The following is an 11,733-nucleotide window of genomic DNA, read 5'->3' on the forward strand; positions in this document are numbered from 1 at the left end:
CGGGAAAGGGACTGCGGTGCTCAGGTGAGGGCGAAGCCCGAGCGGGGCGGTCCCCGCCGTCCGACGGAGTGCACGAGCAGGCGCGTACGGGACGGGCGCGGCCGGTCCGCCGGGCGGCCCGCGCGCCCGGACACCGGGCGGGGCGCGCCGAAAAGCGCGGCGACGACCATCAGGGGCCGGAACGCGAAGGCCGCGACGGCGCCGATCAGCCGGGCGAGCGCCCGCTCGCCGTGCCGCAGCCAGGCCGCCGCGAACAGACCGACCGACACATGGGCGGCGAGCAGCAGCCACGGCAGGGCCGGCGCGGGGGAGCTGAGCAGCGCGGCGGCGGTCCCGCTCTCCGGCGCGGCGACACCCGGCAGCGGAGTGCCGACGGCGCCGCCGCACAGGACGTCCACGCCCACCGCGCGCAGCGAACCGGCGACCGGGCCGCCGGCGGGGCCGTAACAGACCGCCTGGCCGGTGGTGAAGATCGTGTCGGCGGCCAGCTCCAGCGGGACGAGCAGCGCGGCGATCGGGCCGAAGCCGCGCTCCCGGCCGGCCAGCGCGTACGCGACGGCGAAGACACCGGCCGAGAGCAGCCCCACGGTCAGCAGGGGCAGCGGAACCTGCGAGAGCAGGACATGGGAACCGGCGGACAGCGTCACGACCAGTGCCGTGAAGAGCGCCGCCCGCAGCCCCCTGAGCCGCTTCCCTGATATGTCCATAGTCGCTGGAGAGTGTGCCATGCCTTCCTGTAAGGGCCCCTTAAGGGCTGCCTGTGAACCGCCTACAGGCCCGGGATCCGGCCGTTGCGGAACAGGTCCACGAAGATCTGGTGGTCCGCACGCGCGCGTGCCCCGTAGCCGTGGGCGAAGTCGACCAGGAGCTCGGCGAAGCCCTCCTCGTCGGCCGCGATCGCCGCGTCGATGGCCCGCTCCGTGGAGAACGGCACCAGGGAGTGGCCGCTGGAGTCGTCCGCCGCCGCGTGCATTGTCGCCGTCGCCCGCCCGAGGTCGGCCACGGTCGCCGCGATCTCCTCCGGGTCGTCGATGTCCGACCAGTCCAGGTCCACCGCGTACGGCGAGACCTCCGCGACCAGCTGCCCGGAGCCGTCCAGCTCCGTCCAGCCCAGCCACGGGTCCGCGTGCGCCTGCAGCGCCCGCTGCGAGATGACCGTGCGGTGCCCCTCGTGCTGGAAGTAGCCCCGCACCGCGGCGTCCGTGACGTGGCGCGAGACGGCCGGTGTCTGGGCCTGCTTCATGTAGATGACGACATCGTTCTCCAGGGCGTCGCTGTTGCCCTCCAGAAGGATGTTGTACGACGGGAGACCGGCCGAGCCGATGCCGATCCCGCGCCGCCCGACGACATCCTTGACGCGGTACGAGTCGGGGCGCGCGAGCGAGGACTCCGGCAGGGTCTCCAGATAGCCGTCGAAGGCCGCGAGCACCTTGTAGCGCGTCGCCGCGTCCAGCTCGATGGAGCCGCCGCCGGAGGAGAAGCGGCGCTCGTACTCGCGGATCTCCGTCATCGAGTCGAGCAGCCCGAACCGGGTCAGCGAGCGGGCCACGCGCAGGGCGTCCAGGAGCGGGCCCTCGGAGGTGTCCAGGGTGAAGGGCGGCAGCTCGTCGTCCTTGGCGCCGGTCGCCAGGGCGTGGATGCGCTCCCGGTAGGCGGCGGCGTAGACCCTCACCAGCTCCGTGATCTGCTCGTCACTGAGCGCCTTCGCGTAGCCGATCAGCGCGAGCGAGGCGGCGAGCCGCTTCAGGTCCCAGGTGAAGGGGCCGACGTACGCCTCGTCGAAGTCGTTGACGTTGAAGACCAGGCGGCCGTTGGCGTCCATGTACGTGCCGAAGTTCTCCGCGTGCAGATCGCCGTGGATCCACACCCGGCCGGTCCGCTCGTCCAGATACGGACCGTCGGGCCGCTCGCTCTCCAGGTCGGCGTAGAAGAGGCAGGCCGTGCCCCGGTAGAAGGCGAAGGCGGAGCCGGCCATCTTCCGGAACTTGACGCGGAAGGCGGCGGGGTCGGCCGCGAGCAGCTCTCCGAAGGCGGTGTCGAAGACGGTGAGGATCTGCTCACCGCGCTCCGTGGCGGTGGGCTGGGGGACCGACATCGAGATGCCTCCTGGCTGCAAGACTGTTCATGACAATTGGGACAGGTGTTCTGAGTCTCTCAACGCGCGACCGTACTCCCGAGTGCCCGCCGACTGTCAGTCCGCCGACGTAGACTTCCACGCTGTCCCCCCAGGCTGTCCGCAGCCTGTAAGCCAGCGTTTCCGGAGGCCTCCCGCCGTGACCAAGCCGCCCTTCACGCACCTTCACGTCCACACCCAGTACTCGCTGCTGGACGGTGCCGCGCGGCTCAAGGACATGTTCAACGCGTGCAACGAGATGGGCATGACCCATATCGCCATGTCCGACCACGGCAACCTGCACGGCGCGTACGACTTCTTCCACTCGGCCAAGAAGGCCGGGGTCACCCCGATCATCGGCATCGAGGCGTACGTCGCCCCCGAGTCCCGGCGGAACAAGCGGAAGATCCAGTGGGGCCAGCCGCACCAGAAGCGGGACGACGTCTCCGGCTCCGGTGGTTACACCCACAAGACGATCTGGGCGGCGAACAACACCGGACTGCACAACCTCTTCAAGCTCTCCTCCGACGCCTACGCCGAGGGCTGGCTCCAGAAGTGGCCGCGGATGGACAAGGAGACCATCTCCCAGTGGTCCGAGGGCCTGATCGCCTCCACCGGCTGCCCCTCGGGCGAGCTGCAGACCCGGCTGCGCCTCGGCCAGTTCGACGAGGCCCTGAAGGCCGCCTCCGAGTACCAGGACATCTTCGGCAAGGACCGGTACTTCCTGGAGCTGATGGACCACGGCATCGAGATCGAGCGCCGGGTCCGCGACGGGCTCCTGGAGATCGGCAAGAAGCTCGGCATCCCGCCGCTGGTCACCAACGACTCGCATTACACCTACGCGCACGAGGCGACCGCCCACGACGCCCTGCTCTGCATCCAGACCGGCAAGAACCTCTCCGACCCGGACCGCTTCAAGTTCGACGGCACCGGCTACTACCTGAAGTCCACGGACGAGATGTACGCCGTCGACTCCTCGGACGCCTGGCAGGAGGGCTGCCGCAACACGCTCCTGGTCGCCGAGCAGATCGACACCACCGGCATGTTCGAGCCGCGCGACCTCATGCCGAAGTTCGACATCCCGGAGGAGGGCTTCACCAACACCACCTGGTTCAAGGAGGAGGTGCGGCGCGGCATGGCCCGCCGCTACCCCGGTGGCGTCCCCGAGGACCGGCAGCAGCAGGCCGAGTACGAGATGGACGTCATCATCCAGATGGGGTTCCCCGGCTACTTCCTCGTCGTCGCCGACTTCATCATGTGGGCCAAGAGCCAGGGCATCGCCGTCGGCCCCGGCCGAGGCTCCGCGGCCGGCTCGATCGTCGCGTACGCCATGGGCATCACCGACCTCGACCCGATCCCGCACGGACTGATCTTCGAGCGGTTCCTCAACCCCGAGCGCGTCTCCATGCCCGATGTCGACATCGACTTCGACGAGCGTCGGCGCGTCGAGGTGATCCGGTACGTCACCGAGAAGTACGGCGCCGACAAGGTCGCCATGATCGGCACGTACGGAAAGATCAAGGCGAAGAACGCCATCAAGGACTCCGCCCGCGTCCTCGGCTACCCGTACGCCATGGGTGACCGGCTCACCAAGGCCATGCCCGCCGACGTCCTCGGCAAGGGCATCGACCTCAACGGCATCACCGACCCCTCGCACCCGCGCTACAGCGAGGCCGGCGAGATCCGCGCGATGTACGAGAACGAGCCGGACGTGAAGAAGGTCATCGACACCGCCAAGGGTGTGGAGGGCCTGGTCCGGCAGATGGGCGTGCACGCCGCCGGCGTGATCATGTCCAGCGAGCCGATCGTGGACCACGCCCCGATCTGGGTGCGCCACACCGACGGCGTGACGATCACGCAGTGGGACTACCCGCAGTGCGAGTCGCTCGGCCTGATCAAGATGGACTTCCTGGGCCTCAGGAACCTCACGATCATGGACGACGCCGTCAAGATGGTGAAGAGCAACAAGGGGATCGACCTCGACCTGCTGGCCCTGCCGCTGGACGACCCCAAGACGTACGAACTGCTCTGCCGGGGTGACACGCTCGGCGTCTTCCAGTTCGACGGCGGCCCCATGCGCTCGCTGCTGCGGCTGATGAAGCCCGACAACTTCGAAGACATCTCCGCCGTCTCGGCCCTGTACCGGCCGGGCCCGATGGGCATGAACTCGCACACGAACTACGCCCTGCGCAAGAACAAGCAGCAGGAGATCACCCCGATCCACCCCGAGCTGGAGAAGCCGCTCGAAGAGGTGCTCGCGGTCACCTACGGCCTCATCGTGTACCAGGAGCAGGTGCAGAAGGCCGCCCAGATCATCGCCGGGTACTCCCTCGGCGAGGCCGACATCCTCCGCCGCGTGATGGGCAAGAAGAAGCCCGAGGAACTGGCGAAGAACTTCACGATCTTCCAGGAGGGGGCCCGGAAGAACGACTTCAGCGACGAGGCGATCCAGGCCCTCTGGGACGTCCTGGTGCCGTTCGCCGGCTACGCCTTCAACAAGGCGCACTCCGCCGCGTACGGCCTGGTCTCCTACTGGACCGCGTACCTCAAGGCGAACCACCCCGCCGAGTACATGGCCGGACTGCTGACCTCGGTCAAGGACGACAAGGACAAGTCCGCGGTCTATCTGAACGAGTGCCGCCGGATGGGCATCAAGGTCCTGCCGCCGAACGTGAACGAGTCGGAGGCGAACTTCGCCGCCCAGGGCGACGACGTGATCCTCTTCGGCCTCTCCGCGGTCCGCAACGTCGGCACCAACGTCGTCGAGTCGATCATCAAATCGCGCAAGGCCAAGGGGAAGTACTCGTCGTTCCCCGACTTCCTCGACAAGGTCGAGGCCGTCGTCTGCAACAAGCGGACCATCGAGTCGCTGATCAAGGCCGGCGCCTTCGACGAGATGGGCCACACCCGCAAGAGCCTGGTCGCGCACCACGAGCCGATGATCGACAACGTGGTGGCGGTCAAGCGCAAGGAGGCCGAGGGACAGTTCGACCTGTTCGGCGGCATGGGCGACGAGACCAGCGACGAGCCCGGCTTCGGCCTGGACGTGGAGTTCTCCGACGTCGAGTGGGAGAAGTCCTACCTGCTCGCCCAGGAGCGCGAGATGCTCGGCCTCTACGTCTCCGACCACCCGCTCTTCGGCATCGAGCACGTCCTCTCCGACAAGACGGACGCGGCGATCTCCCAGCTCACCGGCGGTGAGCACGCGGACGGCGCGGTCGTCACCATCGGCGGCATCATCTCCGGCCTCCAGCGGAAGATGACCAAGCAGGGCAACGCCTGGGCCATCGCCACCGTCGAGGACCTGGCCGGCTCCATCGAGTGCATGTTCTTCCCGGCCACGTACCAGCTGGTCTCCACCCAGCTCGTCGAGGACACCGTCGTCTTCGTCAAGGGCCGTCTCGACAAGCGCGAGGACGTGCCCCGGCTCGTCGCCATGGAGCTGATGGTCCCCGACCTGTCGAACGCCGGGACCAACGCGCCCGTCATCCTCACCATCCCGACGGTCAAGGTCACCCCGCCCATGGTCAGCCGGCTGGGCGAGATCCTCGGGCACCACAAGGGCAATACCGAGGTACGGATCAAGCTCCAGGGCCCCCGCACCACGACCGTCCTGCGGCTCGACCGGCACCGGGTCACGCCCGATCCCGCGCTCTTCGGCGATCTGAAGGTGCTGCTCGGCCCGTCCTGCCTGGCCGGATAGCGGCCGACCGCCGGCTGCGTCCGTACGCGCGGAAGGGGCGCGCCCGTCGTCACGGGTGCGCCCCTTCCGGGGTTACGCGCGGTCAGTTGTGACCGAAGCGCTTCTGCCGGCCCTTGCGTGCCATGTCACCGGGGGTGACCTGCGAGGCGCGCTGCTCGGCCTGCGATTCCATCGACGACTGCTGCGCCTGCTGGGCGCCGCGCTCGGCCGGCGAGGACTGCTGCTGACTACGGTTCTGCTTGCGATTCTTGGCCATGGTGATGCCTCCTCAAGGGGATCTCGGGGCCAGGGCCGCTGTCAGACTCACACACGGTGTGAACCGCCGCATTTTGGATCATTACCGACAGTGAACGGGCCGGTGGGGCCGGGCGCAGTGACATTCGCCACGCCGATGATCCAGTTCCGACCGTCAACCTCACGGCGTTCGGGCAGACTCGAAGGAAACCCGAAGCAACTTCCGATCCCGAGGTTCCCGAAAGAGGGTGGAACACGTGGACCGCTGCGTCGTTCTGGTGGACGCCGGCTATCTGCTGGGCGCCGCCGCGAGCCTTCTCGCCGGGGAACCGGCCCGTTCCAGGATCACCGTCGACCACGCCGCGCTCATCCAGAACCTGCGCGAACGGGCCGAGGCGGACACCGAGCAGCCCCTGCTGCGCATCTACTGGTTCGACGGCGCACCCGACCGGGTGCCCCAGCCCGAGCACCGCAGGCTCCGTGTGATGCCCCGGGTGACCGTCCGGCTCGGCGCGCTGACCCGCAGCGACGGCCGCTGGGCCCAGAAGGGCGTCGACGCCGCCATGCACGCCGAGCTGACCGAGCTGGCCAGGAACCGGGCCTGCTCCGACGTGGTCCTCGTGACCGGTGACGGCGACCTGCTGCCCGGCCTGATGTCCGCCAAGGAGCACGGCGTCGCCGTCCACCTCTGGGCCGTCCAGGCCGCCGACGGCGACTACAACCAGTCGGAGGACCTCGTCGCCGAGGCCGACGAACGCCGGGTCCTCGACCGGGCCTGGATCACCCGGGCCGTCCGCGCCAAGGACCTCACCGGGATCTGCGCGCCCCCGCCGGCCCCGCGCCCCGAGATCGCCGCGATCCTCTCCGCCCCGCTGCCCGAGTCGGCGCTCGCCGCCTCCGCCGAACGGGCCGCCGAAGCGGCGGCGGCCGCTTCCGCGCACACGGCCGTGCACCCTTCCGTGCACAACGGTGCCGCCGCCCCCGAGACCGCCGCGCCCGCGCCGGCCGAGGCGCCGCCCGCCGTTCCCGCGCCGACCGCGGGCAAGGGCGTCCCCACCCCCAAGGACCTGGCCGGGCTGCGCGGGCCCGGCACCCCGGGCGCCGCAGGCGGCTCGGGCGCGCACCAGCCCGCCGGCGCCACCCTCCGCTGGTCCTCCGACAAGGGCTGGATCGACCGCCCCGCCGCCGCCCTTGGCGAGCCGCCCGAGACGGCGTCCCTGCCGACCCTCGCCCAGCTCACCAGCGCCGAGCAGCGCTGGGCGGACCGCGAGGAGGACATCACCACCGTCGGCGGCGACCCCTTCGAGGTCGGGCAGGTGTTCGCCCGCCGCTGGATGGAACGGCTCCCCGAACAGAGCCACGTCCAGAAGCTCTCCCTCATGTACCCGCGGATCCCGCACCGCATCGACGGCGAACTGCTCCGGTACGCCGCCAGGTTCGGCCTCCTCGCCCACAAGGACGACCAGATCGACGAGCACGACCGGTACGCGATCAGGGCCGGATTCTGGCGCGAGATCGACGTCCGGGCCGCCGCGGAACGCGCCCCCGCTGGGGAGTAGCGCGGGGGACCCCGTAGGCTCTCCCCCCGTGAGTACGGTGTGCGTGGTGCGCGATCTGGTCAAGACGTACCCCGCCGCGCGCGCCCGGCGGGGGACGCCCGCGACGCCCGAGGTCCGCGCCACCGACGGGATCAGCCTCGAGGTCGGGGGCGGTGAGATCTTCGGCCTGCTCGGGCCCAACGGCGCCGGCAAGTCCACGCTGGTCCGCCAGCTGACCGGACTGATGCGCCCCGACTCCGGCACCGTCGAGATGCTCGGCCACGACCTCGTACGCCATCCGGAGCGTGCCGCGCGCCTGCTCGCCCACCTCGGCCAGGAGTCCACCGCGCTCGACGAGCTGACGGTCGCGCTCGCCGCCGAGACCACGGCGCGGCTGCGGGGGCTCTCCGCCCGTGACGCCCGGGCCGAGAAGGACGCGGTCCTCGACGAGCTGGGCCTGACCGAGCTGGCCGGCCGGCCGCTGAAAAAGCTCTCCGGCGGACAGCGGCGGCTCGCCTGTGTCGCCGCCGCGCTCGTCGGCGAGCGGCCGATCCTGGTCCTCGACGAGCCCACCACCGGGATGGACCCGGTCGCCCGGCGGGCCGTCTGGTCCGCCGTCGACCGGCGGCGCGCCGAGCACGGCACCACCGTGCTGCTCGTCACCCACAACGTGATCGAGGCCGAGACCGTACTGGACCGCGTCGCGGTGCTGGAGCGCGGCCGGGTCATCGCCTGCGACACCCCGGCCGGGCTCAAGGAGCGGGTCGCGGGCGAGGTGCGGGTCGATCTTGTATGGCGCGAGCGCGCCCCGCTGGAGGTGCCCGAGGTCGCCGCGCTGCGCCCGCTCGTGCAGGAGACCGGGCGGCGCTGGACGCTCCGGCTCGCCCCGGACCAGGCCAGGGCGACGGTCGCGGCGGTGACGGGCGGGGCGGCGTTCGCGGCCCTGGACGACTTCACGCTGGCGACGCCGAGCCTGGAGGACGTGTATCTGGCGCTGGGCGGGGAGACGCAGGGGTTGGTCAAGGCATGAGGAGCTGTACGGAGTGAGTATCGTGCCCGCCCAGGCCGCGTCGGGGTCGGGGGCGGCTTCGTCGTCGCCGGTGTCGGCGTCCTCCGAGATCCGGACCGCCGGGGACTCCGACGGGTCGGAGGCCGCGCGCCGGGCCGCGCCGCTGGCGCCGCGCGCCCGGCTGCTGCCCGCGCTCGCCGCGGTGTACCGCGCGCAGCTCTCGCGGGCCCGGGTCTCCCGCATCCCCCTGCTCTTCGTGGCGACGTTCCAGTCCGTCGGGATCATGGTCCTGATGCGGGGCGTCGTCGACGGCGGTTCGGAGGCGCGGGCCGTGGTGGCGGGCTCCTCGGTGCTCGTCGTCGCGTTCGTCGCGCTGAACCTGCTCGCCCAGTACTTCGGCCAGCTGCGGGCGACCGGCGGCCTCGACCACTACGCCACCCTGCCGGTGCCGCCCGCGGCCGTGGTGCTCGGGGCGGCGGGGGCTTACGCGTCCTTCACCGTGCCGGGGACGGCGGTCACCGCGGTGATCGGCTCCCTGCTCTTCGGGCTGCCGCTGGGCCACCTCTGGATCCTCGCGGCGGTCGTGCCGCTGGCGGGCGCCGCGCTCGCCGGACTGGGCGCCGCGCTCGGGCTGCTCGCGCCGCGTCAGGAGTTCGCGACACTGCTCGGGCAGCTGGGCATGTCGGCCGCGCTGCTCCTGGGCGTGCTGCCGCCGGAGCGGCTGCCGGGACCGATCGGCTGGGCGCGGGACCTGCTGCCGTCGACGTACGGGGTGGAGGCGCTGGCCAGGACCTTCGACGCGCGTCCGGACTGGGCGGCGGTCGGTCTGGACCTCGCGGTGTGCGGGGTGGTCGGGGTGGTCTCGCTCACGGTGGCGACCTGGGCGTATCGCCGGGCGGCGGTCCGCTGAGGCGGGCGCCTCGCGGACCTGGCACGATGGCGGGGTGACCGCACCCCTGACACCGCCTCACCAGCCACCGAACGATGCTGTGCCGCCGCACGGGTGGCCGGCGCACTATCCGCCGCTGCCCGCGGACGACGGGGGCCCGAGCGTGGCCACGGAGCTGCGGCAGGCCGCCGTGGTGGCCGCGGTCTCGACGGTGGCAGGCGTGGCCCTGGGGCTGCTGTGGCTGTGGCTCGCGCCGAGGGTGCCGCTGATCTCGGACGGCAAGGCGGTGTTCCTGCGGAGCAGCGAGGGGGAGGCGGCGGTCGGTGCGGACGGCACGTTCGTGCTGCTCGCGCTCGGCTTCGGCGCGGGGGCGGCGGCGCTGGTCTTCCTGATCCACCGCCACGGCGGCGTGGCGCTGGTGCTCGGGCTTGCGGCGGGCGGTGTGCTGGGCTCGGCGCTCGGGTGGGGCGTCGGCACGTACCTCGGCCCGACCCACGACGTGGTCGCGCACGCGCGGGAGGTCGGCGCGAACGTCGTCTTCGACGCGCCGCTGAAGCTGGAGATGTGGGCGGGGGCGCTGCTGGCCTGGCCGTTGGCGGCCATGATCGTCCACCTGGTCCTGACGGCCCTCTTCGGCCCGAGAGACCCGGAGCCGACGTGGCCGGAGGACCCGACCCCGACGTCGTGACCCGTGCGGGGCGGGGGCCGGGGGATTTCCCCCCAGGCCACCCCTCCCCCAAACTCTGACGAGACCGGGGGCTCCGCCCCCCTGTACCCGCGGGCGCGGCGGCTTCGCGCCGCGAAAGGGGGACTGCCTCCCCGGTGGCCGGCGCGGCGGCTTCGCGCCGCGAAGGGCTGAGGGCTGCCCCGGCGGGGCGGGCGCGGCCGCTACGCGCCGCGAGGGGCTGGGGCTGCTGTCGAGCCGGGGGCGGGCTGCCCCGCCACTGGCCGGGGACGTAGAGGTGCCGTGTCCGTAGCGACCGCCCGGAGGGCTAGCCTCGGCCGATCGGGGCCAGGACTGCTGCGGTCAGGGTCGTCAGGGCCGTGGGGGTGAGTTCGACCTCCAGGCCTCGGCGGCCCGCCGAGACGCAGATCGTCTCGTGGGTGGACGCCGAGGCGTCCAGGACCGTGCGGAGGCGCTTGCGCTGGCCCAGGGGGGAGATGCCGCCTCGGACGTAGCCCGTCGTGCGCTCCGCCAGGTTCGGGTCCGCCATCGTCGCGCGCTTGCCGCCGACCGCCGAGGCCAGGGCCTTGAGGTCCAGCTGGCCGGCGACCGGGACGACCGCGACCGTCAGTTCGCCGTCGACGTCGGCCACGAGCGTCTTGAAGACCCGGTCGGGGGAGACGCCCAGGGCCTCCGCGGCCTCCTCGCCGTAGGAGGCGGACGCCGGGTCGTGGTCGTAGGAGTGGACGGTGTAGGTCACCCCGGCCGCCGTCAGGGCGACCGTCGCCGGGGTGCCGCCCGTCTGCTTCTTCTGCTTCTTCGCCACTCCGCGCTCCTCCGTCAGTTCGGGCTCGTCGGCGCCCGGGTCAGCTCCACCGCGGGCAGCGACGGCAGGTGCCGCAGCACCGCCGTCTCCGACCGCAGCAGCGTCAGCTCCTCGCGCAGCCGCGTCGCCGTGTCCGGGGCCTGGAGCAGTCGTTGCTTCGCCGGGGTGTCCAGGACCGCGGCCGCCGCGACCAGGTACGACACCACCGACGGGTCGTCCGGCAGCTCGCTCGTCGTCAGCGACCGCTCCCGCGCCCCCGCCAACCGCTTCTGGTAGCTCCGGAACGCCCGCAGCACGCCCTCCGCGAGCGTGCCCGCCTCGTCGCCCTGCTCCTCCGGGATCTCCTCGACCTCCGCCACCAGGAACGGCCCGCTCGCGTCCACCGACAGCAGCTTCACCCGGGTCGTCCCGGTGGCCATCACCTCGAAGCTGCCGTTCGCCCGCTCCCGGATCGTCGCCGCGTCGGCGATGCAGCCGACCCGGTGGAACGCCTGGACGGGGTCCGGGCCGAAGCCCGCCGCGGGTCCCTTCTCCGGCATCGCCGTCGGGTCCGGCATCCCCGGCGCCGTCGGCGCGACCTCACGGCCGTCGCGGATCGCGACGACGGCGAAGCGGCGGGGCTCCGAGTCGTCGGTCTTGAGCAACTCGCGCATCATGGCGCGATACCGCTCCTCGAACACGTTCAGGGGCAGCACGAGGCCCGGGAACAGCACCGTGTTGAGCGGGAAGAGAGGCAGGCGAGCGGGGGTCACAGCGG

10 protein-coding genes are annotated in these 11,733 nt (G+C 71.7%); 5 read left to right on the top strand and 5 right to left on the bottom strand.

Going from position 1 to position 11,733, the window contains the following annotated elements; genetic code table 11:
* Positions 1–20: 20 nt before the first annotated feature.
* On the bottom strand, positions 21–707 hold the full coding sequence (locus ACF09C_RS14000) for a hypothetical protein (RefSeq protein ID WP_392091721.1): 687 nt from the start codon (positions 705–707) through the stop codon (positions 21–23).
* Between the two features lie 62 nt (positions 708–769).
* The gene (locus ACF09C_RS14005) at positions 770–2,095 is read right to left on the bottom strand and encodes a DUF2252 domain-containing protein (protein WP_392091722.1); all 1,326 of its coding nucleotides are present in this window, start codon (positions 2,093–2,095) and stop codon (positions 770–772) included.
* Between the two features lie 178 nt (positions 2,096–2,273).
* On the opposite strand from ACF09C_RS14005, the gene dnaE reads away from it, so the two are divergent.
* On the top strand, positions 2,274–5,816 hold the full coding sequence (gene dnaE / locus ACF09C_RS14010; protein WP_392091723.1) for a DNA polymerase III subunit alpha: 3,543 nt from the start codon (positions 2,274–2,276) through the stop codon (positions 5,814–5,816).
* Positions 5,817–5,898: 82 nt separating this feature from the next.
* On the opposite strand, the gene ACF09C_RS14015 is transcribed toward dnaE, so the two are convergent.
* Complete coding sequence (locus tag ACF09C_RS14015; protein ID WP_175439074.1) at positions 5,899–6,072, bottom strand: hypothetical protein; 174 nt, start codon at positions 6,070–6,072, stop codon at positions 5,899–5,901.
* Between the two features lie 226 nt (positions 6,073–6,298).
* On the opposite strand from ACF09C_RS14015, the gene ACF09C_RS14020 reads away from it, so the two are divergent.
* The 4 genes from ACF09C_RS14020 to ACF09C_RS14035 all read left to right on the top strand — a co-directional run bounded on the left by ACF09C_RS14020 (position 6,299) and on the right by ACF09C_RS14035 (position 10,174).
* The gene (locus tag ACF09C_RS14020; RefSeq protein ID WP_392091724.1) at positions 6,299–7,609 is read left to right on the top strand and encodes an NYN domain-containing protein; all 1,311 of its coding nucleotides are present in this window, start codon (positions 6,299–6,301) and stop codon (positions 7,607–7,609) included.
* Positions 7,610–7,646: 37 nt separating this feature from the next.
* Positions 7,647–8,618, top strand: coding sequence for an ABC transporter ATP-binding protein (locus ACF09C_RS14025; RefSeq protein WP_392092003.1), 972 nt, complete (start codon positions 7,647–7,649; stop codon positions 8,616–8,618).
* Positions 8,619–8,688: 70 nt separating this feature from the next.
* Positions 8,689–9,507 (top strand): ABC transporter permease, encoded by an 819-nt coding sequence (locus tag ACF09C_RS14030; protein ID WP_392092004.1) that lies wholly within the window; start codon positions 8,689–8,691, stop codon positions 9,505–9,507.
* Between the two features lie 142 nt (positions 9,508–9,649).
* Positions 9,650–10,174: an ABC transporter permease gene (locus tag ACF09C_RS14035; protein WP_392091725.1), complete on the top strand. Its 525-nt coding sequence runs from the start codon at positions 9,650–9,652 to the stop codon at positions 10,172–10,174.
* Between the two features lie 304 nt (positions 10,175–10,478).
* Here the strand turns inward: ACF09C_RS14035 and ybaK are convergent, their stop codons facing one another.
* Positions 10,479–10,976 (bottom strand): Cys-tRNA(Pro) deacylase, encoded by a 498-nt coding sequence (ybaK, locus tag ACF09C_RS14040; RefSeq protein WP_392091726.1) that lies wholly within the window; start codon positions 10,974–10,976, stop codon positions 10,479–10,481.
* A gap of 14 nt (positions 10,977–10,990) precedes the next feature.
* Positions 10,991–11,728: an LON peptidase substrate-binding domain-containing protein gene (locus ACF09C_RS14045; RefSeq protein ID WP_392091727.1), complete on the bottom strand. Its 738-nt coding sequence runs from the start codon at positions 11,726–11,728 to the stop codon at positions 10,991–10,993.
* Between the last annotated feature and the right edge of the window lie 5 nt (positions 11,729–11,733).

Origin of the sequence: Streptomyces sp. NPDC014870 (genome assembly GCF_043081505.1) — a bacterium.
GTDB lineage: Bacteria > Actinomycetota > Actinomycetes > Streptomycetales > Streptomycetaceae > Streptomyces.

Excerpts from the sequence above, each read along its gene's own strand:
- ACF09C_RS14005 (WP_392091722.1), bottom strand. The coding sequence starts at position 2,095 with ATGTCGGTCCCCCAGCCCACCGCCACGGAGCGCGGTGAGCAGATCCTC.
- ACF09C_RS14015 (WP_175439074.1), bottom strand. The coding sequence starts at position 6,072 with ATGGCCAAGAATCGCAAGCAGAACCGTAGTCAGCAGCAGTCCTCGCCG.
- ACF09C_RS14000 (WP_392091721.1), bottom strand. The coding sequence starts at position 707 with ATGGACATATCAGGGAAGCGGCTCAGGGGGCTGCGGGCGGCGCTCTTC.